The organism is Cronobacter sp. JZ38 (assembly GCF_008932145.1).
In the GTDB taxonomy this organism is placed as follows: domain Bacteria; phylum Pseudomonadota; class Gammaproteobacteria; order Enterobacterales; family Enterobacteriaceae; genus Cronobacter; species Cronobacter muytjensii.
Window position 1 is genome coordinate 520566 of the sequence record NZ_CP017662.1, and the last position, 23730, is coordinate 544295.

A 23730-nucleotide genomic window follows, 5' to 3' on the forward strand; every position below is an offset into this window, starting at 1 on the left:
ACGCAGCCTGATGACACCCCGCCTTAAGCGGGGTGTTTTGTTTCAGGCGTACCGGATAAGGTGCGGGTACGCTGCCTCAATACACGCCAGCAGCGCTTTAAACGCGCCCTCCATTTTCTCTTCCGCCACGCAGGCGAAGCCCATCAGCAGACCACGCCGCCGGTTTTCCGTCAGGTAATAGCGCGAGAGCGGACGCACCAGAATATCGCGTTCGTTGGCGAGCCGGGCGATCGCCACATCGTCGGCGTCATCCGGCAGATTCAGCACCAGATGCAGCCCGGCATTATCGCTGAAATCTGACAGCGCCTGCGGGCCAAGATAGCGCGTGATAAGCGCGGTCAGGCAGGCCCGGCGACGGCCATACAGCAGCCGCATACGCCGGATATGCGCACTGTAATGCCCCGCCTCGATAAACTCCGCCAGCGCCGCCTGGATAATCGAATGTCCGCCGCGATAGAGCTCCGCATGCGCGGTTTTCATCTCCTGCGCCAGCGCGCGCGGCAACACCACATAGCCGATGCGCAGGCCCGGATAAAGCGTTTTGCTGAAGGTGCCGATGTAAATCACCGGCGGGTCGGCCACGAGCCCCTGTAATGCCGGGATTGGCTGGCCTGAGAAGCGAAATTCGCTGTCGTAATCGTCTTCCACAATCCAGCTGCCGGTCTGGCGCGCCAGTGTCAGCAGCCGCTGGCGGCGCTCCAGGCTCATCACCGCCCCGAGCGGGTACTGATGCGACGGCGTGACGAAAATCAGCCGCGGCGGCGTCTCCCGGCGCGCTGGCGGCACCATGCCCGCGCGGTCGACCATCACCGGCGCGATATTCACCTCGTTCATCTGCAATACATGGCGGATGCCCCAGTACGACGGCTCCTCTACCCACGCCACATCGCCGCGGTCGCACAGCATGCGCGCCACAAGATCGATAGCTTGGTGGATGCCTTCAGTGATCAGCACCTGGTCGGCAGTGCAGTGCACCGAGCGCGACACCCGCAAATAATCGACCAGCGCGCGTTGCAGCTCCGGTGTGCCGCCCTGACAGCTATAGGTGAGGCGCTGCGGGGTTGGACGGCGACTGAGTCGCGCCTGGATTTTACTGAAGAGCTGATGTGGAAACGCGTGGACATCCGGCACGCCAGGAATAAACGCGCCCCACTGTTTTGGGCTGGCGCTCACCTGCCCGAGCAGCGTTTTTCCGCGTGAAGAGAAGCCTGCGGGCGGTACGCGATCGTGCTCCCCTTGCGCCACCGGCGGCGCAGATAACAGGCTGTCCGGCAGCATTCCGGCGACGAATGTTCCGCTGCCAGCGCGTGACGTCACATATCCTTCCGCCAGCAATTGTTCATAAACTGTTAAAACAGTGTTACGAGAAAGGCCGAGCTGCTGGGCAAGATCCCGGGACGCGGGCAGACGGCTTTGCGGCGGCAGGCTACCGTCGAGAATAGTCAGGCGCAGCGCGTTATAAAGCCGCTTATGCAGGCGCTCGTCGCGTTGTTCACCGAGACGAAGTAATAAGAGATCGGACACTAAAGAATGCAATTGGATCCCTCATTTATTCGAAACTGGTACTCGATTATAGGGCCATAGCCTGGGTAAATAAACGTCACTGTTTCAGGTTTGTTGCTAAAAAGTGACGTTTATCAGCAGGAGAATGCGGGTGAAAAATTCAGAATTGAACCAACGTCGTCAGAGCGCCACCCCACGTGGCGTCGGCGTCATGTGCGGCTTCTATGCCGAAAAAGCCGAAAACGCCACCCTGTGGGACGTGGAAGGCAACGAGATTATCGACTTCGCGGCAGGCATCGCGGTGCTGAACACCGGCCATCGCCACCCGCGCGTCGTGGAAGCCATCGAAAACCAGCTGCGCGCCTTTACCCATACGGCGTACCAGATTGTGCCCTACGAAAGTTATGTGTCGCTGGCCGAGCGCATCAACGAACGCGCGCCCATTGACGGCCCGGCGAAAACCGCTTTCTTCACCACCGGCGCGGAAGCCGTCGAAAACGCCGTGAAAATTGCCCGCGCGTATACCCGTCGTCCTGGCCTTATCACCTTTGGCGGCGGCTTCCACGGCCGCACGTTTATGACAATGGCGCTGACCGGCAAAGTCGCGCCGTACAAAATCGGCTTCGGCCCGTTCCCTGGCTCCGTGTTCCACGCGCAGTACCCGAATGAACTGCACGGCGTATCGGTGGACGACGCGATGGCGAGCCTTGAGCGCATTTTCAAAGCGGATATCGCGCCGGATCAGGTGGCGGCCATCGTGCTGGAGCCGGTTCAGGGCGAAGGCGGCTTTAACGTGGCGCCGCCCGCGTTTATGCAGGCGCTGCGCGCGCTTTGTGACGAGCACGGGATCCTGCTGATCGCCGATGAGGTGCAGACCGGTTTCGCGCGCACCGGCAAGCTGTTCGCGATGGAACACTACAGCGTGAAGCCTGACCTGTTGACGATGGCGAAAAGCCTGGCGGGCGGTATGCCGCTTTCCGGCGTGGTGGGGCGAGCGGAGGTGATGGACGCGCCCGCCCCGGGCGGCCTCGGTGGCACCTATGCGGGCAACCCGCTGGCGGTCGCGGCGGCGCATGCGGTGCTGGACGTGATTGATGAGGAAAATCTGTGCCAGCGCGCGAACGAGCTGGGCCAGCACCTGAAAGAAGTGCTGAATCAGGCGCGTCAGCATTGCCCGGCCATCGCGGAGGTGCGCGGGCAGGGCTCAATGGTGGCCGTGGAATTCAACGATCCGCAGACCGGCAAGCCGTCGCTGTCGTTTACCCAGGACGTGCAGGCGCGCGCCCGTGAAGAGGGGCTGCTGCTGTTGAGCTGCGGCGTTTACGGCAACGTTATCCGCTTCCTGTATCCGCTGACTATTCCGGATGCGCAGTTCAGCAAAGCGCTGGCGATCCTCTCCCGCGCGCTGGGGCGGTAACGGCGATAACGGTTTGAACGGCGGGCACGCACGGCTTACCCGCCACAGCCCGTAGCGGGAAGCGCAGCAACCACCGCACAAGGCAGACAAAACCGTCCCGCAACACGAAACAGGAAATACCCCGAGGGCGCCCGCCTTATGGCCTGGCCGCCGCGCGGCAGCGGGCCATAACGGCGCGTCTTTGGGGAACCTGCGAAGGAGCGCGCTTCGGGAGGCTGACAGGCCCGAAGCTTAAATATCTCACTTGCTAACACAATAAAACACCGTGAACACAACCGCTTCCGGTGGTGATAGCCGCCGGATATTTAAGGAAGAACTATGTCTGAAAACACAACCTCCGCCTCACTGTGGGCGGCCCGAGAGCGGGCTGCGTCATCACCGAAATCACTGAGCTTCCTCGAAGGCGTGGCGATGATCGTTGGCACCAATATCGGCGCAGGCGTCCTCTCTATCGCCTATGCCTCAAGCAAAGCGGGCTTTATGCCGCTTCTGTTCTGGCTTGCCGTCGTCGGCGTGCTGACCACTATCACCATGCTTTATGTCGCCGAAGCGACGCTGCGTACCCGCGCGCATTTGCAGTTAAGCGGCCTCGCGGGGCGTTACGTCGGGCGCATCGGCGCCTGGCTGATGTTTGCTTCGGTATGCGTCAACAGCGTCGGCGCGCTCACCGCCTACATGACCGGCAGCGGCAAACTTCTGAGTTCGCTTATCGGCGTGTCGCCCGCCATCGGCAGCCTGATTTTCTTTATTCCGGCGGCAGGTATTCTCTGGCTCGGCCTGAAAGCCATTGGTCGCGGCGAGAAATTTATCAGCATCGGCATGGTGGTGATGATAGCGGTGCTGGTGATTGCCACGCTGATGCATGAGTCTACTCAGATGCGCTGGCTGCTGGACGGCGACTGGCGCTACATGGTGCCGGTATTTAACGTCACCGCGTTCTGCTTCGCCGCGCAATACATCGTGCCGGAGATGGCGCGCGGTTTCGCCGACAAACCGGAAAAACTGCCGAAAGCGATTATCGTCGGGATGATTATCACCTTTACGCTGCTGGCGCTGGTGCCGCTCTCGGTTATCGCGCTGAGCGGGCTTGATAACATCTCTGAAGTGGCGACCATCTCCTGGGGCCGCGCGCTGGGCGAATGGGCGTTTTTCTCGGCCAATATTTTCGCGCTCTGCGCGATGCTCACCTCTTACTGGGGCCTGGGCGGCAGCTTTCTGACGAATATCTTCGATAAATTCCGCCTCGGCGACGACGCGCAGCCGTTCAGACGTCTCGGCGTGCTGGCGGTGGTGGCGCTGCCGCCGTTCGCGCTCGCCTACAGCGGCATGGTCTCTTTTGTGAACGCGCTCTACTTTGCAGGCGTGTTCAGCGGCGTGATCCTTTCCATTATGCCTATTCTTATTTTGCGCGGCGCGCGTCGTCATGGGGAGCTCTCGCCCCGCTGGCAGTGTACGTGGAGTACGCATCCGCTGATCCAGACGCTGATTGTTGTGCTCTATGTGGCCAGCGCGATTTACGCGGTGCTCTCCGCCTTCGGTTATCTGCCCGCAGGCTGGTAAAACCCGATAACCCGCCGCGTGACAGGCGCGGCGGATGTTTTTTGACCGCTCCCCGCCATAATTGACGTGAAAAATAGTGATTCCAAATTCATAAAAATGGGGTATGTTTTTAGCAGAGTATGCTGCTTTTAGCCAGGCGGCAGGGCTTAAAACCATTATTAAATGCTGCGCTTACAAGCGAAGCGGAAATAAAGTAGCGAAAAACAACAACACCACAACTGCAATGACCACAAGAATGGGGAACCTCAGGATGAAAATGACGGGTAAAGCGTTACTGGCAGGCGCGATTGCGCTGGCGATGAGCAGCATGGCGATGGCGGAAGATATTAAAATTGCCGTGGTGGGCGCCATGTCTGGCCCGGTAGCGCAATATGGCGACCAGGAATTTACCGGCGCCGAGCAGGCCGTTGCCGATATCAACGCCAAAGGCGGCATCAAAGGCAACAAGCTGGTTATCACCAAATATGACGATGCCTGCGACCCGAAACAAGCGGTGGCGGTGGCGAACAAAGTGGTTAACGACGGCGTGAAATATGTTATCGGCCACCTCTGCTCCTCCTCCACGCAGCCAGCGTCTGATATTTATGAAGACGAAGGCATCCTGATGATCACCCCGGCCGCAACGGCGCCGGAGCTGACCGCGCGCGGCTATCAGTTAATCCTGCGCACTACCGGTCTGGATTCCGATCAGGGCCCGACTGCGGCGAAATACATTCTCGATAAAGTTAAACCTAAGAATATCGCGGTTATTCATGACAAACAGCAGTATGGCGAAGGCCTGGCCCGCGCGGTGCAGGACGGTCTGAAGAAAGGCGGCGCTAACGTGGTCTTCTTCGACGGTATTACCGCCGGTGAGAAAGATTTCTCCACGCTGGTGGCGCGCCTGAAGAAAGAAAATATCGATTTCGTGTATTACGGCGGCTATCACCCGGAAATGGGACAGATCCTGCGCCAGGCGCGTGCGGCAGGTCTGAAAACCCAGTTTATGGGGCCGGAAGGCGTGGCGAACGTGTCACTGTCTAACATCGCGGGCGAGTCAGCCGAAGGCATGCTGGTGACCAAGCCGAAGAACTACGATCAGGTGCCGGCGAACAAACCGATTGTGGATGCTATCAAAGCGAAGAAACAGGATCCGAGCGGCGCGTTCGTGTGGACGACCTACGCTGCGCTGCAGTCTCTGGCCGCTGGTCTGAACCAGAGCGATGACCCGGCTGAAATCGCCAAATACCTGAAAGCGAACGCTGTCGAAACGGTCATGGGCCCGCTCTCCTGGGATGCGAAAGGCGATCTGAAAGGGTTTGAGTTCGGCGTGTTTACCTGGCATGCCAACGGAACGGCGACCGACGCGAAATAAACTTCTCCCCGGCGGCTTTCGCGCTATAGCGGCGTTGGCTGCCTTCTTCAACCCCGGCCTCTTACTGGCGTAAGTGTCCGGGGATTTCAGGGTTTGCCGCCTTGTTGTAACACGAAATAGCCGGGGGAAAATCGAGAGGGCGTCTTTCGCGCTATGGCGGCGCTGGCTGCGGAGCGAGCAGGAGGCAGATAAGCGTAGCGTACCCACCTTTTATATCCGCAGTCAGGCCAGTCTCAGGCTCCTGTATGCTTTACCCAGCCATCCTGCTGTGCCGCAAAGCCCAGCGTCTGCATAAACGCGTTCATCACGTTGTAGTCTTCCACGCCGATATCCATCACCCACCAGTCCGTCATCGACGGGTTATCGCGAATCGTCTCTTCAATCAAATAATGCCCGACGCCGCGTCGGCGTGTGACGTCCCGCACCCGCAGGGAATCCATTGCGCCTTCGGTGCCGCGCAGCGTCACGCGCACTGCGCCCAGCAACCGTTCGTTAAAGCGCGCAGCATAGATGCGATGGTTCTCATCAAGACGTAACGAATCAGAAGGATATTCCGGCCAAATCTTTGCGAGGTCGATTTTGTCCTGTTCGCTCAGGGTATGCAGACGAAGGATAGTCAGTTTCATAAACACGCTTTCCGCCAGGGATGGATAATTGAGTTTACCCGATTTTTTCTGGCTGCTGGACGCCACCGCAAGATCTATTCGGTAGCTGATTAGTTTTTGTCTTATTCATTAGGTAGCGGGAAAGCGCGGGGAATGAAATTTAACCAGCAGATAACCCTGAATACTAGCGTTTTATCTGGCTAATAGTACCGATATTTTATGCTATTCGTTGCGCTTTTTTTTGTTTATCTCGGCCATGTTTCAGAATATTATCTTTGCTTAATAGACTGAAAAATAGATGTTTTAATTATAGTTTCGCGAAAAACCACGCTAACTCTTTAAAGAGACAGGTAAAAATAGCGTTGTCTATTAAAACGGCAGAATATTTTTTAACCATAATAAAACTTATTAGCAACACACAACACGAACGGGGATTTGAGGATGAACAGCAACGCAACGCGCTGGCTTGCGGGGATGATAGCGCTGGCGCTCTCTCAGGCGGTAAGCGCTCACGGGATCGACCGCGACCTTGCCGCTCCGGTACAAAAATTAACTCCGCATGGCGCAAATGCCGTGCCTGGGCCGCTGAACTGGGATGAAAAAAGCGATCTGAAAGGATTTGAAGCAGGTGTTTTCACGTGGCATGCCGACGGGGCGTCAACCGTTGCGAAAAACGGCCCGTCTGTGGCCGCGAAATAAAGCATACCCGATGTTCATCCCGCCTGTCGGCGCTTCGTCTGGCAGGTTTTAATAAGGTTACGTTATGTCCGAGCAGTTTCTCTATTTTCTGCAGCAGATGTTTAACGGCGTCACGCTGGGCAGCACCTATGCGCTGATCGCCATCGGCTACACCATGGTCTACGGCATTATCGGCATGATCAACTTCGCCCACGGCGAGGTCTATATGATCGGCAGCTATGTGTCATTCATGATCATCGCCGCGCTCATGATGATGGGCATCGACGCCAGCTGGCTGCTGGTCGGCGCCGCCTTTATCGGCGCGATTGTCGTCTCCAGCGCCTACGGCTGGAGCATTGAGCGCGTGGCGTATCGCCCCGTGCGCAGCTCCAAGCGCCTGATTGCGCTGATCTCCGCCATCGGGATGTCAATCTTCCTGCAAAACTATGTCAGCCTGACGCAGGGCTCGCGCGACGTCGCGCTGCCGAGCCTGTTTAACGGACAGTGGACCATCGGCAGCAGCGATAACTTCGCCGCCAGCATTACGACGATGCAGCTGGTTATCTGGGTTGTGACGGTGGTGGCGATGCTCGCGCTGACGTTGTTTATCCGCTACTCCCGCATGGGGCGCGCCTGCCGCGCCTGCGCGGAAGATCTGAAAATGGCGAGCCTGCTTGGCATCAACACCGATCGCGTTATCGCGCTCACCTTTGTGATAGGCGCGGCGATGGCGGCGGTGGCGGGCGTGCTGCTCGGCCAGTTCTACGGCGTCATCAACCCCTACATCGGCTTTATGGCCGGGATGAAAGCCTTCACCGCCGCCGTGCTGGGCGGCATCGGCAGCATTCCGGGCGCGATGATTGGCGGGCTTATCCTCGGCGTGACCGAATCGCTCTGCTCCGCCTATCTCAGCACCGAATATAAAGATGTTGTGTCGTTTGCCCTGTTGATCGGCGTACTGCTGGTGATGCCGACCGGTATTCTGGGCCGCCCGGAGGTAGAAAAAGTATGAAACCGATGCATTTTGTGGCGGCGCTGCTGGCGGCTGCCATGTTCTTCCTGCTGGCAGGCATTTTTATGGGCGTTCAGCTTGAGCTGGACGGCACGCGTCTTGTCGTCGACACCGCCGACAGCATCCGCTGGGAGTGGATTGCCATCGGCACCGGCGTGGTCTTTTTGTTCCAGCTCCTGCGCCCGCTCTTTCAAAAGGGCCTGAAAAACGTCTCCGGGCCGAAGTTTATTCTGCCGGCTATCGATGGCTCGACGCCGAAACAGAAGCTGTTCCTGCTGGGGCTTCTGGCGCTCGCCGTCGCGTGGCCGTTTATGGTCTCGCGCGGCACGGTGGACATCGCCACGCTGACCATGATTTACGTGATTCTGGGCCTCGGCCTGAACGTGGTGGTAGGGCTTTCCGGCCTGCTGGTGCTGGGCTATGGCGGCTTTTACGCCATCGGCGCTTACACCTTCGCGCTGCTGAACCACTACTACGGTCTGGGCTTCTGGACCTGTCTGCCGCTGGCGGGCCTGGTGGCTGCCGCCGCCGGTTTCCTGCTCGGCTTCCCGGTATTGCGCCTGCGCGGCGACTACCTGGCGATTGTGACGCTCGGCTTTGGCGAAATCGTCCGTATTCTGCTGCTCAACAATACCGAAATCACTGGCGGCCCGAACGGCATCAGCCAGATCCCCAAACCGACCTTTTTCGGCCTGGAATTTAGCCGCACCGCGCGCGAAGGGGGATGGGACACTTTCAGCAACTTCTTTGGCGTGAAGTACGACCCTGCCGACCGCGTTATCTGGCTCTACCTGGTGGCGCTGCTGCTGGTGGTGTTCTCGCTGTTCGTGATTAACCGTCTGCTGCGTATGCCGCTGGGCCGCGCATGGGAAGCGCTGCGCGAAGATGAGATTGCCTGCCGCTCGCTCGGCCTGAACCCGACGCGCATCAAGCTCACCGCCTTTACTATCAGCGCCGCGTTCGCCGGTTTCGCCGGTACGCTGTTCGCCGCGCGCCAGGGCTTCGTCAGCCCGGAGTCGTTCACCTTCGCGGAATCCGCGTTCGTGCTGGCGATTGTGGTGCTGGGCGGCATGGGCTCGCAGTTCGCGGTGATCCTCGCCGCCATTCTGCTGGTGGTGTCGCGTGAACTGATGCGTGACCTGAACGAATACAGCATGCTGGTGCTGGGCGGTCTGATGGTGCTGATGATGATCTGGCGTCCGCAGGGCTTGTTGCCGATGACACGCCCGCAGCTGAAACTGAAAAATGGTGTGAGCAGTAAAGGAGAGCAGGCATGAGTCAGCCCTTATTATCCGTCAACGGCCTGATGATGCGCTTTGGCGGCCTGCTTGCCGTGAATAACGTTTCGCTTGAACTGCGCGAGCGTGAAATCGTCTCGCTGATTGGCCCGAACGGGGCCGGTAAAACCACGGTATTCAACTGCCTGACCGGCTTTTACAAGCCCACCGGCGGCACCATTATGCTGCGCGACCAGCATCTCGAAGGGCTGCCGGGCCAGCAGATCGCCCGTATGGGCGTGGTGCGCACCTTCCAGCACGTGCGGCTGTTTCGCGAAATGACCGTGATTGAAAACCTGCTGGTGGCGCAACATCAGCAACTGAAGTCCGGGCTGTTTTCCGGCCTGCTGAAAACGCCGGCGTTTCGTCGCGCCCACAGCGAGGCGCTGGATCGCGCCGCCACCTGGCTTGAGCGCATCAATCTGTTGCAGCACGCCAACCGCCAGGCGGGCAACCTCGCCTACGGCGACCAGCGTCGTCTGGAGATTGCCCGCTGTATGGTGACGCAGCCGGAGATCCTGATGCTTGACGAGCCGGCGGCGGGTCTCAACCCGAAAGAGACTAAAGAGCTGGACGAGCTGATTGTCGAACTGCGTAACCATCACAACACCACCATTCTGCTGATTGAGCACGATATGAAACTGGTGATGGGCATTTCCGATCGTATTTATGTCGTGAATCAGGGAACGCCGCTTGCCAACGGTACGCCGGAGCAGATCCGCAACAACCCTGACGTGATTCGCGCATACCTGGGTGAGGCATAAGATGGAAAACGTGATGTTGTCTTTTGACAAGGTGAGCGCGCACTACGGAAAAATCCAGGCGCTGCATGAGGTGAGCCTGCACATTAAGCAGGGCGAAATCGTCACGCTTATCGGTGCCAACGGCGCGGGGAAAACCACGCTGCTCGGCACGCTATGCGGCGATCCGCGCGCAAGCACCGGGCGTATCGTTTTTGATGGCAAAGACATTACCGACTGGCAGACGGCGCGCATTATGCGCGAGGCCGTGGCGATTGTGCCGGAAGGCCGCCGCGTCTTCTCCCGCATGACGGTGGAAGAGAACCTGGCGATGGGCGGCTTTTTCGCCGACCGCTCGCAGTTTCAGACGCGTATTCAGCGTGTTTACGATCTCTTCCCGCGCCTGCATGAGCGCCGCATCCAGCGCGCCGGCACGATGTCCGGCGGCGAACAGCAGATGCTGGCGATTGGCCGCGCGCTGATGAGCCAGCCGCGCCTGCTGCTGCTGGATGAGCCGTCGCTGGGTCTGGCGCCCATTATCATCCAGCAGATTTTCGACACCATCGAACAACTGCGCAAAGAGGGCATGACCATTTTCCTCGTCGAGCAAAACGCCAACCAGGCGCTGAAGCTCGCCGACCGCGGTTACGTGCTGGAAAACGGCCATGTGGTGCTTGAGGACACCGGCGACGCGCTGCTCGCCAACGAGGCGGTGCGCAGCGCCTATTTAGGCGGTTAAGTCATCGCGGCCCGGTGGCGTAAGGTTACCGGGCCGGTGCATTGAGAAAGCCGGGTATGGCGAAACGCCACCCGGCTTTTGTTTTATGTACGCATTACTTGTACAATTAATTTGTACTTTAGAGGAGGCTTTATGCGTACGATGAACTACAGCGAAGCGCGCCAGCAGCTCGCTTCCGCCCTGGAATCCGCCACCACCGGAACGCCAGTGACCATTACGCGCCGCGGCCATAAACCGGCCGTTATCATCAGCGCCGAAGAGTTTGAACGTTACCAGGCGGCCAAACTGGATGCCGAATTCGCGGAGATGATGGCCGTGCACGGTAATGAAATCAGGGAGCTTGCGGACAGGTAATGACGATTCACTTTATCTCAGCGGAGGAGATAGTTCGCTTCCATGACCGCTTATTGCAGGTGACGCCCGGCGTCACAGGGATGCCCGATCCGGGGCGGGTCGAAGCGTTAATGTATCGCGTGCTTAATAAATATGAGTACGAAGGCGTTGACGATATCTGGCTGCTGGCGGCGATGCATTTACTGGCGATTGCGCGAGGCCAAATTTTCAACGACGGTAATAAGCGCACGGCGCTTTTCATTACGCTGTTGCTTCTTAAGCGAAACGGTATCGCGCTTGCGGCTAATCCGGCTTTTGTTGAGATGACCGTCAACGCGGCGGCAGGGCGTCTGACCCTGGAAGAGATAGCTGCCCAGCTTCGCGCTTAGCTCCTGTCATCAGACCATCATCGGCGCGTCATTTCTCTGCCGCGCTTGCGTCACTGTTTTGTCATTATCCAGTTATTTTTCTGTCATACGCGCATGTCATGTTAGCTCGCGAGCATAAAACGCGTGATTTCGCGCATCTCAAACGACGCATAATCAGAGAGATAACAGACATGACAGCTTCGTTACGACGTACAGCAATTTGTGTGGCTCTGGGATGGGCGCTGAGCAGCCAGGCGATGGCCGCCACCACCATTCCGTTCTGGCATTCCATGGAAGGCGAACTGGGTAAAGAGGTGAATTCGCTGGCGCAGCGGTTCAACCAGGCGCACCCGGAATACAAAATCGAACCGGTTTATAAAGGCAACTACGAACAGAGCCTGGCGGCGGGCATCGCGGCCTTCCGTACCGGCAATGCCCCGGCGATTTTGCAGGTCTACGAAGTAGGCACCGCCACCATGATGGCCTCAAAAGCGATCAAACCGGTGTACGAAGTCTTCAACGACGCTGGCATTAAATTCGACGAATCGCAGTTTGTGCCGACGGTCGCCGGTTACTACACCGACGCGAAAAGCGGGCACTTACTCTCCCAGCCGTTCAACAGCTCCACCCCGGTGCTCTACTACAACAAAGACGCCTTCAAAAAAGCGGGCTTAGATCCGGAGCAGCCGCCGAAAACCTGGCAGGATCTGGCCGCGTATACCGCGAAGCTGAAAGCTGCGGGCATGAAGTGCGGCTACGCCAGCGGCTGGCAGGGCTGGATCCAGATTGAAAACTTCAGCGCCTGGCACGGTCTGCCGGTCGCCACCAAAAATAACGGCTTCGACGGCGCCGATGCGGTGCTGGAATTCAACAAGCCGGAGCAGGTGAAGCACATCGCGCTGCTGCAGGAACTCAACAAGAAAGGCGATTTCAGCTACTTCGGGCGCAAGGATGAGTCGACCGAGAAGTTCTATAACGGCGACTGCGCGATTACCACCGCGTCTTCCGGGTCGCTTGCGGATATCCGCCACTACGCCAAATTCAACTACGGCGTGGGCATGATGCCTTACGACGCCGACGTGAAAGGCGCGCCGCAGAACGCCATTATCGGCGGGGCGAGCCTGTGGGTGATGCAGGGCAAAGACAAAGAGATGTACAAAGGCGTCGCAGAGTTCCTGAGCTTCCTCGCGCAGCCGGAAAACGCCGCGGAATGGCACCAGAAAACCGGCTATCTGCCTATCACCAAAGCGGCTTACGACCTGACCCGCGAGCAGGGCTTCTATGACAAGAATCCGGGTGCGGATATCGCCACTCGCCAGATGCTGAACAAGCCGCCGTTGCCGTTCACCAAAGGGCTGCGTCTGGGCAATATGCCGCAGATCCGCACCGTGGTTGACGAAGAGCTGGAAAGCGTCTGGACGGGTAAGAAAACCCCGCAGCAGGCGCTGGATGCCGCGGTTGAACGTGGTAATCAGCTGTTGCGCCGCTTCGAGCAGTCGACGAAATCGTAACCCCAGAGCCGGCAGGGACAGCCGGTTTGATGTGGCGGGTGCGGCGCTGCCTTACCCGCCCTGAATAAGGTTGTCGGTCTGTCGTGGCGGATGCGCTGCGCTTACCCGCCCTACAGGCGGCTTGCAGGTCATCAGGCGATTACCGCTCTGCACGTGATAGTTCCCAGGCCGGGTAAGGCGAAGCCGCTCCCGGCATTTTTCAGGAAAGTGTCTCTTTATGTCATCATCCCGTCCGGTGTTTCGCGCAAGCTGGCTGCCTTATGCGCTGCTGGCGCCGCAGCTGATTATCACCGTTATCTTTTTTATCTGGCCTGCGGGCGAGGCGCTCTGGTATTCGGTACAAAGCGTCGATCCGTTCGGGCTCTCCAGCCAGTTTGTCGGGCTTGCGAATTTTACGCAGCTGTTTCATGACAGCTATTACCTGGACTCCTTCTGGACCACCATTAAATTCAGCGCGCTGGTGACCGTCAGCGGCCTGCTGGTGTCGCTGTTTTTCGCCGCCCTCGTGGATTATGTGGTGCGCGGCAGCCGCTTTTATCAGACGCTGATGTTGCTGCCCTACGCCGTCGCGCCCGCTATCGCCGCGGTGCTGTGGATTTTCCTCTTCAACCCCGGACGCGGGTTGATTACCCATGTGCTGGAGCAGATGGGGTATTACTGGAACCACTCGCAAAACAGCGGGCAGGCGATGTTTCTGGTGGTTTTCGCCTCGGTCTGGAAGCAGATCAGCTACAACTTTCTCTTTTTCTTCGCCGCGCTGCAGTCTATCCCGCGCTCGCTGGTCGAGGCCGCCGCTATCGACGGCGCAGGCCCGGTGCGTCGTTTCTTTAAGCTGTCGCTGCCGCTTATCGCGCCGGTGAGCTTTTTCCTGCTGGTGGTCAATCTGGTGTACGCGTTTTTCGACACGTTCCCGGTTATCGACGCCGCCACCGCGGGCGGGCCGGTGCAGGCCACCACCACGCTGATTTACAAGATTTACCGCGAAGGCTTCGCCGGACTGGATCTCTCCACCTCCGCCGCGCAGTCGGTGGTGCTGATGGTGCTGGTGATCATCCTCACCGTGGTGCAGTTCCGCTATGTGGAAAGTAAGGTGCGCTACCAATGATTGAAAACCGCCGCGGGCTGACGATTTTCAGCCATACCATTTTAATTCTCGGCATCGCCGCCATTCTCTTTCCGCTCTACGTGGCGTTCGTGGCGGCAACGCTCGACAACCAGGCCGTGTTCGCCACGCCGATGACGCTTATCCCCGGCACGCACCTGTGGGAAAACCTGAAAGACATCTGGATCAACGGCGTCGGCGCCAACAGCGCGCCGTTCTGGCTGATGCTGCTCAACAGTTTCATCATGGCGTTCAGTATTACCGTCGGGAAAATCGCGGTGTCGATGCTCTCGGCATTCGCCATCGTCTGGTTTCGCTTCCCGCTGAGGAACCTCTTCTTCTGGATGATTTTTATTACGCTGATGCTGCCCGTAGAAGTGCGTATTTTCCCGACGGTAGACGTCATTGCCAGCCTGAAGCTGATGGACAGCTATACCGGCCTGACGCTGCCGTTGATGGCCTCCGCCACCGCGACATTCCTGTTCCGCCAGTTCTTTATGACGCTGCCCGATGAGCTCATGGAGGCGGCGCGCATCGACGGCGCTTCGCCGATGCGGTTCTTCCGCGACATCGTGCTGCCGCTGTCGAAAACCAACCTGGCGGCGCTGTTTGTCATTACGTTTATCTACGGCTGGAACCAATACCTCTGGCCGCTGCTTATCGTCAGCGACCCGGCGCTTGGCACGGCGGTGGCCGGTATCAAAGGCATGATTTCGGTAGGTGAGGGCAGCACGCAGTGGAATCAGGTGATGGCGGCGATGCTGCTGACGCTTATCCCGCCGGTGGTGATTGTGTTGGTAATGCAGCGCGCGTTTGTCCGCGGGCTGGTAGACAGCGAGAAATAAAATGGCAGGTTTAAAACTTCAGGCGGTGACCAAAAGCTGGGATAACGGCAAAACACAGGTGATCCAGCCCCTGACGGTCGACGTGGCGGATGGCGAATTTATCGTGATGGTCGGCCCGTCCGGCTGCGGCAAATCCACGCTGCTGCGTATGGTGGCCGGGCTTGAGCGGGTGACGAGCGGCGATATCTGGATCGACCGCCAGCGCGTCACGGAAATGGAACCCAAAGAGCGCGGCATCGCGATGGTGTTCCAGAACTACGCCCTCTACCCGCACATGAACGTGGAGGAGAACATGGCCTGGGGCCTGAAAATTCGCGGCATGGGCAAAGCGCATATCGCCGAGCGTGTCAAAGAAGCCGCGCGTATTCTGGAGCTGGACGGGCTGCTGAAGCGCCGCCCGCGCGAACTCTCCGGCGGGCAGCGGCAGCGCGTGGCAATGGGCCGCGCCATCGTGCGCGACCCGGCAGTGTTTCTCTTTGACGAGCCGCTCTCTAACCTCGACGCCAAACTGCGCGTGCAGATGCGCCTTGAGCTGCAACAGTTGCACCGCCGCCTGCGCACCACATCGCTGTACGTCACGCACGATCAGGTAGAAGCGATGACACTCGCCCAGCGCGTGATGGTGATGAACAAAGGCGTGGCGGAGCAGATAGGTACGCCGGTTGATGTGTATGAAAGGCCCGCCAGCCGCTTTGTGGCGAGCTTTATCGGCAGCCCGGCGATGAACCTGCTGGAAGGGCGCGTTAACGCCAACGGAACCCATTTTGACGTTGACGGCGGTCTCTCTCTGCCGCTTGGCGGGCTGCATAAAACGCTCGCCGGACGGAAAGTGACGCTGGGTATCCGCCCGGAACATATTGCGTTAAGCTCACAAGCCGCAGGCGGCGTGCCGCTGCCGCTCGATACGCTGGAAATGCTGGGCGCGGATAATCTCGCGCATGGCCGCTGGGGCAGCCAGAAAGTGGTGGCGCGCCTCGCGCATCAGGAGCGCCCACAGCCGGGCAGCCAGCTGTGGCTACACCTGCCGGAAACCCATCTGCACTTTTTTGACGGTGAAACAGGACAACGACTATGAGCAACTGGCCATATCCTCCGATCGTCGCTCACCGCGGCGGCGGCAGACTGGCGCCGGAAAACACGCTGGCGGCGATCGACACCGGCGCGCGTCTGGGGCACGCCATGATTGAGTTTGACGTCAAGCTTTCGAAAGACGGCCAGATTTTCCTGCTGCATGACGACACGCTTGAACGTACCAGCAACGGCTGGGGCGTGGCGGGCGAGCTGAACTGGGATGACCTGCTGAAAGTGGATGCCGGCGGCTGGTACAGCGGCGCGTTTAAAGGCGAGAAGCTGGCGCTGATGAGCGAGGTGGCGCAGCGCTGCCGTGAACACCGCATGATGGCGAATATCGAGATCAAACCGACGACCGGCGCCGATGAAGAAACCGGGCGCGTGGTGGCGCTGGCCGCACGTGAACTCTGGCAGGGGATGACCGCGCCGCTGCTCTCGTCATTTTCTGTCGAGGCGCTGGAAGCGGCGCAACAGGCCGCCGCGGAGTTGCCGCGCGGGCTGTTGCTGGATGAGTGGCGCGATGACTGGCAGGCGCTGACCACGCGGCTTGGCTGTGTGTCGATTCACCTCAACCACAAGCTGCTGGATCAGGCGCGCGTCAGACAGCTTAAAGACGCCGGGCTGCGCATCCTGGTCTATACCGTCAATTCGCCCCGGCGCGCGCTGGAATTGCTCGCCTGGGGCGTTGACTGCATCTGCACCGACGCGATTGACGAGATAGGGCCTGATTTCCGCGCTTAAGGCGCGATGGCGCTATTTGTGTTTAAGGTAGCGCCGTTTTGCCGCAGCATGTCACCGTTCTGGTGCGGCTGGATCATATGCGTCTGCTGAGGGCTGTTCAGCGTCGCGCCGCTGCTGCCGGTGCTGTTCAGCATGTGCTGCGAACTGCCGCTGTTGCCGTTCAGCATACCGCCGTTGGTGTTCGGCAGTACCTGCTCCCGCTGCGGGTTCAGATTCCCCGGCTGGTTCTGCTGAATACGCTGCGTGTTGGCGTTCATCTGCGTTTGCAGGTTCTGCTGTTGCAGACGGCTCTGCGTCTGGAGCTGCTGGTTCAGCATACCTTTTTGCTGGATCTGCTGGCTTTGCATCTGCGTCTGTAAACGTTGCTGGCTGGGGTTTACGTACCCCGGCTGGTTCGGGTTATTGAGGACGTTGATGGGTTCGGCCAGCGCCGCCAGCGGCAGCGCGGCGGCAATCAGTAAGTAACGTTTCATGGTATTTCCCTCCCCGTATGGAAGATCTTTTAAGTTTACTCCCTCTGTGACAACACGATGATCTTTTAAGAGTTGTGAACCAGACTTGATCCGGGGAGTGTCCCAGACAAGAACCGGAGAAAAATAATGATGATGCAGTGGAAAACCGTACGCCAGACCGCGATAGCCGCGCTGGCGGCAGCCTTTTGCGTATCGGCGGCGGCAGCGCCTCCGCCCGTTGCGGCGCCTGCGCCGGTCTCCTATGGCGTTGAAGAGGATGTGTTTCATCCGGTGCGCGCCGAACACGGCATGGTGGCGTCTGTGGATGCCGCCGCGACCCAGGTGGGCGTCGATGTGCTGAAGCGGGGCGGCAACGCGGTGGATGCGGCGGTCGCAGTAGGGTTCGCGCTGGCGGTCACACACCCGCAGGCCGGTAACCTCGGCGGCGGCGGTTTTATGATGCTGCGCACCAAAGACGGCAAAGTGACCGCGATCGATTTTCGCGAAATGGCGCCAGAGAAAGCCACGCGCGATATGTTCCTCGACGCGCAGGGCAACGCCGACAGTAAAAAATCGCTCACTTCACATCTCGCCTCCGGCACGCCGGGCAGCGTCGCGGGCTTCGCGCTGGCGCTGCAAAAATATGGCACGATGTCGCTCGATAACGTTATCCAGCCCGCCATTGCGCTGGCGCGTGACGGCTTTACGGTAAACGACGCGCTGGCTATCGATTTAAAAACCTACGGCGTGGAGACGCTCCCGAACCACCCGGCCAGTAAAGCGATATTCTGGAAACAGGACGGCAATCCTTACCAGAAAGGCGACAAACTGGTGCAGGCGAACCTCGCGAAAAGCCTTGAGCTTATCGCTAAAAATGGCCCGGACGCCTTTTATAAAGGCCCCATCGCCGATCAGATAGCTGATGAAATGGCGAAAAACGGCGGGCTTATCACTAAAGCCGATCTGGCGAATTACAGAGCGGTGGAGCGCACGCCTGTGAGCGGCGGCTATCGCGGTTATCAGGTGTACTCAATGCCACCGCCGTCGTCCGGCGGGATCCACATTGTGCAAATCCTTAATATTCTGGAAAATTTCGACCTGCATAAATATGGTTTCGGCAGCGCTGACGCGATGCAGATAATGGCCGAGGCGGAAAAATATGCCTACGCCGACCGCTCGGAATATCTGGGTGACCCCGATTTCGTGAAGGTGCCCTGGCAGGCGCTGACCAGCAAGGATTACGCAAAAACGCTGGCGCAGCAGATTGATGTGAATAAAGCGCGGCCGTCAAAGGAGATAAAGCCTGGCAATCTCGCGCCTTATGAGAGCAACCAGACGACGCATTTCTCGGTTGTCGATAAAGACGGCAACGCGGTGGCGGTGACCTACACGCTGAACACCACCTTCGGCAGCGGCATTGTGGCGGGCGATACCGGTATTCTGATGAATAACCAGATGGACGATTTCTCCGCGAAGCCGGGCACGCCGAACGTTTATGGTCTGGTGGGGGGCGATGCGAACGCCGTAGGGCCGAAAAAGCGCCCGCTGTCGTCGATGTCGCCGACGATTGTCGTGAAGGATGGCAAAACCTGGCTGGTGACCGGCAGCCCGGGCGGCAGCCGTATTATTACTACCGTATTGCAGATGGTCGTGAACTCAATCGATTTCGGTATGAACGTGGCGGAAGCCACTAACGCGCCGCGTTTCCATCATCAGTGGCTGCCGGATCAGCTGTGGGTGGAGAAGGGCTTTAGCCCGGATACGCTGAAGCTGCTGCGTGAAAAAGGGCAGAACGTGGCGGTGAAAGAGGCGATGGGCAGCACCCAGAGCATTATGATTGGCCCGGACGGGGCGCTTTATGGCGCGTCCGACCCGCGCAGCGTGGATGATTTAACGGCGGGGTATTAAGGTAGCGCCCGCCGTATCGCGTAATGCGAAAGGCGGGCGTGCATTAAAAACGGCGACAGGGTTCGCCTGGGCGGGTAAGCCACGCGCGCCCGCCTTAACAACCTCCGCCAGCGCCCGTTAACCGGCCTTCATTCGCGCCATAAAGTACGCGTCCACATACTCCCCGTCGCGCAGGGCGTAACGGCGGCCTGTGCCTTCCGTCTCGAACCCGAATTTACGATATACCGCCAGCGCAGGCGCATTATCGACAAACACCGTCAGCTCTATTCGCTCAATACGCAGCCAGTTATCGCACAGGTTCACCATTTCACGCATCAACGCCGAGGCCACGCCGCGGTTGCGCCACGCCGGATGCACGCTCATCCCGAATGTCGCTACATGGCTGCGGCGCGGGTTCTGCTCGACCGTTAAGGCCAGATGGCCCACCACCTGCTCGTCAATGCACGCCACTAACTGACGACGCCCCGGCTGCGGCGCGCCGAGCCGGTCGCGCCACATCGCCAGCGACGGATGCGGGATTTGCAGCGTGTTGTGGATGATCTCCGGCATTGTGTGGATCTGCTGCAACGCCTGCGCATCGTCAGCTTCTGCATGTCTTACCACGACGTCATTCATGGCGTTCCCCTGTGTTTTCCGATAACCCTCTCAACATCAATGGTTTTTTCTTTGTGGTCAATTCCCAAATTTTTTTCAAAAAAGGCTGGACACATGCGAATGATAATGATTATTATTGCCATGCGTTCAGGGGAACCCCAACGGAATCATCCTGAAAGCACGACATTGCTCACATTGCTTCCAGTATTTCTTAGCCAGCCGGGTGCTGGCTTTTTTTTTGCCTGATGATCTATGGTTAAACCAACGCTTTAACTCGCTATAAGGATCGGGCAATGACGATTAACTGCGCTTTTATTGGTTTTGGCAAAAGCACCACCCGCTACCATCTTCCCTACGTTTTACACCGCAAAGAGACATTTCACGTCGCGCATATTTTCCGCCGTCATCCTAAACCGGAGCTGGAAAGCCATCCGCGTTATCAGCATATTCACTTCACCAGCGTGCTGGATGACATCCTGAACGACGACTCGGTGAAGCTGGTGGTTATCTGCACCCACGCCGACAGCCATTTCGACTACGCGAAACGCGCGCTGGAAGCCGGGAAAAACGTGCTGGTGGAGAAGCCGTTCACGACAAGCGTCGCGGATGCGCGCCTGCTGCTGGATCTGGCGAAGAGCAAGGGGCTGGTGGTCACGCCGTATCAGAATCGCCGGTTCGACGCCTGCTTCCTCACCGCTCGCAAGGTAATTGAGAGCGGCAAACTGGGCGAGATTGTCGAAATCGAAAGCCATTTCGATTACTACCGCCCGGAGGCGGAAACCAAACCGGGCCTGCCGGAGGACGGCATGTTTTTCGGACTCGGCGTGCATACGATGGATCAGATTATTTCGCTGTTTGGCCGGCCCGATCACGTCAGCTACGACATCCGCAGCCTGCGCAATAAGGCCAACCCGGACGACACCTTTGAGGCGCAGCTGTTTTATGGCGATTTGAAAGCCATTGTGAAGACCAGCCATTACGTCAAAATCGACTACCCGAAATTTATCGTCCACGGCAAAAAGGGCTCGTTTATCAAATATGGCATCGACCAGCAGGAGACCAGCCTGAAGGCCGGGATCATGCCGGGCGAACCGGGCTTTGCGGCGGATGAAAGCACAGGGCGGCTGGAGTATGTCAACGAGCGGGGCGAAACGGTGCGTGAAGAGATAAAACCGGAAGTGGGCGACTATGGCCGCGTGTATGACGCGCTCTATGACACCCTGGTTAACGGCGCGCCGAATTATGTCAGAGAATCTGAAGTGCTCACCAATCTGGAGATCCTCGAACGCGGTTTCGAGCAGGCGTCTCCTGCCACGGTAACCCTTGCGAAATAGGGGTTACCGGCTCCTCTGTTCTTATTCACAAAATTTGAACAGAGGAGTCAATTTTCACCCTCTATGATCGCGAACCGTTCGGGTACACACTTACCCCATCAAATCGCTAAGGGGGTACACGATGATCTATTTACGCAAAGCAAATGAACGTGGCCATGCTAACCACGGCTGGCTCGATTCCTGGCACACTTTTTCTTTCGCCAACTACTACGACCCGAATTTTATGGGCTTCTCCGCCCTGCGGGTGATCAACGACGACGTCATCGACGCCGGTCAGGGCTTCGGTACGCACCCGCATAAAGATATGGAAATTCTGACCTACGTGCTGGAAGGCGCGGTAGAACATCAGGACAGCATGGGCAACAAAGAACAGGTGCCTGCCGGTGAGTTTCAGATAATGAGCGCCGGCACCGGGGTTCGCCACTCGGAATACAACCCGAGCGCCACCGAGCGTCTGCGTCTGTATCAGATCTGGATAATCCCGTCTGAAAACGGCATCGAACCGCGTTATGAGCAGCGCCGCTTCGACGCCGCCCAGGGCCGCCAGCTGGTGCTGTCGCCGGACGCCCGCGACGGGTCGCTGAAAGTGCATCAGGATATGGAACTGTCGCGCTGGGCGCTGCCCAATGGCGAAGAGGGCGAGTACACGCCGGCTGCCGGTCGTCGCGTCTGGATCCAGGTGGTGAAAGGCGATGTGACCATTAACGGCACCCGCGCGACCACCAGCGACGGCCTGGCTATCTGGGACGAAGCGACGCTTGCCATCCGCGCCGACAGCGACAGCGAAATCCTGCTGTTCGATCTGCCGCCGGTCTGATAATTCCTTAACCTCACTCGCAACCTTCCTCTAAACAGGGGAAGGTTGTTGCGCGTCCGTGATAAACTGGTTATTACCCATGACCTTATCCCCCCTTCAGGACGATGAAAAAGAGAAGACCGGTACTTCAGGATGTGGCCGATCGCGTCGGCGTGACCAAAATGACCATCAGCCGCTATCTGCGCAACCCCGAGCAAGTCTCGCTGGCGCTGCGCAGTAAAATCGCGGCGGCGCTGGACGATCTTGGCTACATTCCCAACCGCGCGCCGGATATTCTCTCCAACGCTACCAGCCGCGCTATTGGCGTGTTGCTGCCCTCTCTGACCAACCAGGTATTTGCCGAAGTCTTACGCGGCATTGAAAGCGTTATCGACGCGCACGGTTATCAAACCATGCTTGCCCACTACGGCTATAAGCCGGAGCTGGAGGAAGAACGTCTGGAATCGATGCTCTCCTGGAATATTGACGGGCTGATTTTAACCGAGCGCAACCACACGCAGCGCACGCTGAAGATGATTGAAGTAGCGGGCATTCCGGTGGTGGAACTGATGGACAGCGTCTCGCCCTGCCTCGATATCGCCGTAGGGTTTGATAACTTCGACGCCGCGCGCCAGATGACGGCGGAAATTATCGCCCGCGGCCATCGTCACGTCGCGTATCTCGGCGCGCGTCTTGATGAACGCACCATCATGAAACAGAAAGGCTACGAGCAGGCGATGCTTGACGCTGGGCTGACGCCTTACAGCGTCATGGTGGAGCACTCTTCGTCATTCTCTACCGGCAGCGAACTGCTGCGGCAGGCGCGGCGCGAATATCCGCAGCTCGACAGTATTTTCTGCACCAATGACGATCTCGCTATCGGCGCCGCGTTCGAGTGTCAGCGCCTGGGTCTGCGTATTCCTGACGATATGGCTATCGCCGGCTTCCACGGCCACGATATCGGGCAGGTGATGGAGCCGCAGCTCGCCAGCGTGCTTACGCCGCGCGAGCGCATGGGACGCATCGGCGCGGAACGCCTGCTGGCGCGCATCCGTGGCGAAACCGTCACGCCGCAGATGCTCGATCTCGGTTTTACGCTCTCGCCGGGCGGCTCAATTTAATCCCACAAATTTGAGCTAGTTCACACTTATTCACACTGGCCTCCTGCGGAAATTGCTAATTTTCAGTGTGAGCCAGACAATGTTACCGTTAACAGTTACCCGTAACATTATCCGTAATGCCTTTGCCAGGGGAGTTCTGCAATGAGCACGACCAATCATGATCACCACATTTATATCCTGATGGGCGTTTCCGGCAGCGGGAAATCCGTTGTCGCCAGCGAAGTCGCGCATCGTCTGAAAGCGGCGTTTCTGGATGGCGACTTTCTGCATCCGCGCCGCAACATTATGAAAATGGCGTCCGGCGATCCGCTTAATGATGATGACCGCACGCCGTGGCTACAGGCGCTCAACGACGCCGCCTTCGCGATGCAACGCACCAACAAAGTGTCGCTGATCGTCTGCTCGGCGCTGAAAAAGCGCTACCGCGACATTCTGCGCAGCGGCAATCCGAATCTCTCTTTCATCTGGCTGAAAGGCGATTTTGAAGTGATCGAAAGCCGCCTGCGCGCGCGTAAAGGGCACTTCTTCAAGCCGCAAATGCTGGTGACCCAGTTCGAGGCGCTGGAAGCCCCGCAGGAAGATGAAAAAGATGTGTTGTTTGTGGATATCAACCAGTCGCTTGACGACGTTATCGACAGCACGATCGCGCTTATCAACAAAGGCCAGTAA

General features: G+C 58.5%; 24 protein-coding genes. 20 read left to right on the forward strand and 4 right to left on the reverse strand.

Going from position 1 to position 23730, the window contains the following annotated elements:
* Positions 1-42: 42 nt before the first annotated feature.
* Entirely contained in the window at positions 43-1536 is a 1494-nt protein-coding gene (locus tag BJP61_RS02380; protein WP_171997779.1) for a PLP-dependent aminotransferase family protein, read from the reverse strand.
* Positions 1537-1654: 118 nt separating this feature from the next.
* Between BJP61_RS02380 and BJP61_RS02385 the strand changes: the two genes are divergently transcribed.
* From BJP61_RS02385 to BJP61_RS02395, 3 genes are all read left to right on the forward strand, one after another.
* A complete protein-coding gene (locus BJP61_RS02385) occupies positions 1655-2920 on the forward strand; it encodes a 4-aminobutyrate--2-oxoglutarate transaminase (protein WP_171997780.1) in 1266 nt (421 codons plus the stop codon).
* 318 nt (positions 2921-3238) lie between these two features.
* Positions 3239-4480: an amino acid permease gene (locus BJP61_RS02390; RefSeq protein ID WP_171997781.1), complete on the forward strand. Its 1242-nt coding sequence runs from the start codon at positions 3239-3241 to the stop codon at positions 4478-4480.
* Positions 4481-4730: 250 nt separating this feature from the next.
* Positions 4731-5834 (forward strand): branched-chain amino acid ABC transporter substrate-binding protein, encoded by a 1104-nt coding sequence (locus BJP61_RS02395; protein WP_144420914.1) that lies wholly within the window; start codon positions 4731-4733, stop codon positions 5832-5834.
* A 233-nt stretch (positions 5835-6067) separates the two neighbouring features.
* Here the strand turns inward: BJP61_RS02395 and panM are convergent, their stop codons facing one another.
* On the reverse strand, positions 6068-6460 hold the full coding sequence (gene panM, locus BJP61_RS02400) for an aspartate 1-decarboxylase autocleavage activator PanM (protein ID WP_038866997.1): 393 nt from the start codon (positions 6458-6460) through the stop codon (positions 6068-6070).
* A gap of 420 nt (positions 6461-6880) precedes the next feature.
* Here panM and BJP61_RS21795 point away from each other — a divergent pair, with 420 nt between their 5' ends.
* The 12 genes from BJP61_RS21795 (at position 6881) to ugpQ (ending at position 16856) form a co-directional block, all read left to right on the forward strand.
* Positions 6881-7138: an amino acid-binding protein gene (locus tag BJP61_RS21795; protein ID WP_171997782.1), complete on the forward strand. Its 258-nt coding sequence runs from the start codon at positions 6881-6883 to the stop codon at positions 7136-7138.
* 64 nt (positions 7139-7202) lie between these two features.
* The gene (livH, locus tag BJP61_RS02410) at positions 7203-8129 is read left to right on the forward strand and encodes a high-affinity branched-chain amino acid ABC transporter permease LivH (protein ID WP_038866950.1); all 927 of its coding nucleotides are present in this window, start codon (positions 7203-7205) and stop codon (positions 8127-8129) included.
* Positions 8126-9406, forward strand: a complete 1281-nt coding sequence (locus tag BJP61_RS02415; protein ID WP_075193300.1) for a high-affinity branched-chain amino acid ABC transporter permease LivM — start codon at positions 8126-8128, stop codon at positions 9404-9406. The genes livH and BJP61_RS02415 overlap by 4 nt, the downstream gene beginning before the upstream one ends.
* Complete coding sequence (gene livG / locus BJP61_RS02420) at positions 9403-10170, forward strand: high-affinity branched-chain amino acid ABC transporter ATP-binding protein LivG (protein WP_038866954.1); 768 nt, start codon at positions 9403-9405, stop codon at positions 10168-10170. The genes BJP61_RS02415 and livG overlap by 4 nt, the downstream gene beginning before the upstream one ends.
* Position 10171: 1 nt before the next feature.
* Complete coding sequence (gene livF / locus BJP61_RS02425; RefSeq protein ID WP_038866956.1) at positions 10172-10885, forward strand: high-affinity branched-chain amino acid ABC transporter ATP-binding protein LivF; 714 nt, start codon at positions 10172-10174, stop codon at positions 10883-10885.
* Between the two features lie 132 nt (positions 10886-11017).
* Complete coding sequence (locus BJP61_RS02430; protein WP_007730583.1) at positions 11018-11239, forward strand: type II toxin-antitoxin system Phd/YefM family antitoxin; 222 nt, start codon at positions 11018-11020, stop codon at positions 11237-11239.
* The gene (locus tag BJP61_RS02435; protein WP_161581900.1) at positions 11239-11607 is read left to right on the forward strand and encodes a type II toxin-antitoxin system death-on-curing family toxin; all 369 of its coding nucleotides are present in this window, start codon (positions 11239-11241) and stop codon (positions 11605-11607) included. Before BJP61_RS02430 ends, BJP61_RS02435 begins: the two co-directional genes overlap by 1 nt.
* A gap of 170 nt (positions 11608-11777) precedes the next feature.
* Complete coding sequence (gene ugpB, locus BJP61_RS02440) at positions 11778-13097, forward strand: sn-glycerol-3-phosphate ABC transporter substrate-binding protein UgpB (protein WP_075193298.1); 1320 nt, start codon at positions 11778-11780, stop codon at positions 13095-13097.
* Between the two features lie 217 nt (positions 13098-13314).
* Complete coding sequence (gene ugpA, locus BJP61_RS02445; protein WP_038866963.1) at positions 13315-14202, forward strand: sn-glycerol-3-phosphate ABC transporter permease UgpA; 888 nt, start codon at positions 13315-13317, stop codon at positions 14200-14202.
* Complete coding sequence (gene ugpE / locus BJP61_RS02450) at positions 14199-15044, forward strand: sn-glycerol-3-phosphate ABC transporter permease UgpE (protein ID WP_038866965.1); 846 nt, start codon at positions 14199-14201, stop codon at positions 15042-15044. The genes ugpA and ugpE overlap by 4 nt, the downstream gene beginning before the upstream one ends.
* 1 nt (position 15045) lies before the next feature.
* Positions 15046-16119 carry a sn-glycerol-3-phosphate import ATP-binding protein UgpC gene (locus BJP61_RS02455; protein WP_038866967.1) on the forward strand — a complete coding sequence of 358 codons (1074 nt, stop codon included), beginning with the start codon at positions 15046-15048 and terminating at the stop codon, positions 16117-16119.
* Positions 16116-16856, forward strand: a complete 741-nt coding sequence (gene ugpQ, locus BJP61_RS02460; RefSeq protein WP_075193297.1) for a glycerophosphodiester phosphodiesterase — start codon at positions 16116-16118, stop codon at positions 16854-16856. The genes BJP61_RS02455 and ugpQ overlap by 4 nt, the downstream gene beginning before the upstream one ends.
* Here the strand turns inward: ugpQ and BJP61_RS02465 are convergent.
* Complete coding sequence (locus tag BJP61_RS02465) at positions 16853-17329, reverse strand: DUF2756 family protein (protein ID WP_171997783.1); 477 nt, start codon at positions 17327-17329, stop codon at positions 16853-16855. The genes ugpQ and BJP61_RS02465 overlap by 4 nt on opposite strands.
* Positions 17330-17458: 129 nt before the next feature.
* Here BJP61_RS02465 and ggt point away from each other — a divergent pair, with 129 nt between their 5' ends.
* The gene (gene ggt, locus BJP61_RS02470) at positions 17459-19216 is read left to right on the forward strand and encodes a gamma-glutamyltransferase (protein WP_171999228.1); all 1758 of its coding nucleotides are present in this window, start codon (positions 17459-17461) and stop codon (positions 19214-19216) included.
* Between the two features lie 117 nt (positions 19217-19333).
* Here the strand turns inward: ggt and yhhY are convergent, their stop codons facing one another.
* Positions 19334-19831 carry an N-acetyltransferase gene (yhhY, locus tag BJP61_RS02475; RefSeq protein WP_075193295.1) on the reverse strand — a complete coding sequence of 166 codons (498 nt, stop codon included), beginning with the start codon at positions 19829-19831 and terminating at the stop codon, positions 19334-19336.
* Positions 19832-20103: 272 nt separating this feature from the next.
* On the opposite strand from yhhY, the gene BJP61_RS02480 reads away from it, so the two are divergent.
* From BJP61_RS02480 to gntK, 4 genes are all read left to right on the forward strand, one after another.
* Positions 20104-21144 (forward strand): oxidoreductase, encoded by a 1041-nt coding sequence (locus BJP61_RS02480; RefSeq protein ID WP_171997784.1) that lies wholly within the window; start codon positions 20104-20106, stop codon positions 21142-21144.
* 121 nt (positions 21145-21265) lie between these two features.
* On the forward strand, positions 21266-21961 hold the full coding sequence (locus BJP61_RS02485) for a pirin family protein (RefSeq protein WP_053531595.1): 696 nt from the start codon (positions 21266-21268) through the stop codon (positions 21959-21961).
* 104 nt (positions 21962-22065) lie between these two features.
* Entirely contained in the window at positions 22066-23061 is a 996-nt protein-coding gene (gene gntR, locus BJP61_RS02490; protein WP_171997785.1) for a gluconate operon transcriptional repressor GntR, read from the forward strand.
* A gap of 141 nt (positions 23062-23202) precedes the next feature.
* Entirely contained in the window at positions 23203-23730 is a 528-nt protein-coding gene (gene gntK, locus BJP61_RS02495) for a gluconokinase (protein ID WP_038867014.1), read from the forward strand.

Bases quoted from the DNA above. Each gene is read 5' to 3' on its own strand.
- BJP61_RS02390 (WP_171997781.1), top strand. From the start codon at position 3,239: ATGTCTGAAAACACAACCTCCGCCTCACTGTGGGCGGCCCGAGAGCGG.
- BJP61_RS02395 (WP_144420914.1), top strand. From the start codon at position 4,731: ATGAAAATGACGGGTAAAGCGTTACTGGCAGGCGCGATTGCGCTGGCG.
- panM (WP_038866997.1), bottom strand. From the start codon at position 6,460: ATGAAACTGACTATCCTTCGTCTGCATACCCTGAGCGAACAGGACAAA.
- BJP61_RS21795 (WP_171997782.1), top strand. From the start codon at position 6,881: ATGAACAGCAACGCAACGCGCTGGCTTGCGGGGATGATAGCGCTGGCG.
- livH (WP_038866950.1), top strand. From the start codon at position 7,203: ATGTCCGAGCAGTTTCTCTATTTTCTGCAGCAGATGTTTAACGGCGTC.
- BJP61_RS02415 (WP_075193300.1), top strand. From the start codon at position 8,126: ATGAAACCGATGCATTTTGTGGCGGCGCTGCTGGCGGCTGCCATGTTC.
- livG (WP_038866954.1), top strand. From the start codon at position 9,403: ATGAGTCAGCCCTTATTATCCGTCAACGGCCTGATGATGCGCTTTGGC.
- livF (WP_038866956.1), top strand. From the start codon at position 10,172: ATGGAAAACGTGATGTTGTCTTTTGACAAGGTGAGCGCGCACTACGGA.
- BJP61_RS02430 (WP_007730583.1), top strand. From the start codon at position 11,018: ATGCGTACGATGAACTACAGCGAAGCGCGCCAGCAGCTCGCTTCCGCC.
- BJP61_RS02435 (WP_161581900.1), top strand. From the start codon at position 11,239: ATGACGATTCACTTTATCTCAGCGGAGGAGATAGTTCGCTTCCATGAC.
- ugpB (WP_075193298.1), top strand. From the start codon at position 11,778: ATGACAGCTTCGTTACGACGTACAGCAATTTGTGTGGCTCTGGGATGG.
- ugpA (WP_038866963.1), top strand. From the start codon at position 13,315: ATGTCATCATCCCGTCCGGTGTTTCGCGCAAGCTGGCTGCCTTATGCG.
- ugpE (WP_038866965.1), top strand. From the start codon at position 14,199: ATGATTGAAAACCGCCGCGGGCTGACGATTTTCAGCCATACCATTTTA.
- BJP61_RS02455 (WP_038866967.1), top strand. From the start codon at position 15,046: ATGGCAGGTTTAAAACTTCAGGCGGTGACCAAAAGCTGGGATAACGGC.
- ugpQ (WP_075193297.1), top strand. From the start codon at position 16,116: ATGAGCAACTGGCCATATCCTCCGATCGTCGCTCACCGCGGCGGCGGC.
- BJP61_RS02465 (WP_171997783.1), bottom strand. From the start codon at position 17,329: ATGAAACGTTACTTACTGATTGCCGCCGCGCTGCCGCTGGCGGCGCTG.
- ggt (WP_171999228.1), top strand. From the start codon at position 17,459: ATGATGCAGTGGAAAACCGTACGCCAGACCGCGATAGCCGCGCTGGCG.
- yhhY (WP_075193295.1), bottom strand. From the start codon at position 19,831: ATGAATGACGTCGTGGTAAGACATGCAGAAGCTGACGATGCGCAGGCG.
- BJP61_RS02480 (WP_171997784.1), top strand. From the start codon at position 20,104: ATGACGATTAACTGCGCTTTTATTGGTTTTGGCAAAAGCACCACCCGC.
- BJP61_RS02485 (WP_053531595.1), top strand. From the start codon at position 21,266: ATGATCTATTTACGCAAAGCAAATGAACGTGGCCATGCTAACCACGGC.
- gntR (WP_171997785.1), top strand. From the start codon at position 22,066: ATGAAAAAGAGAAGACCGGTACTTCAGGATGTGGCCGATCGCGTCGGC.
- gntK (WP_038867014.1), top strand. From the start codon at position 23,203: ATGAGCACGACCAATCATGATCACCACATTTATATCCTGATGGGCGTT.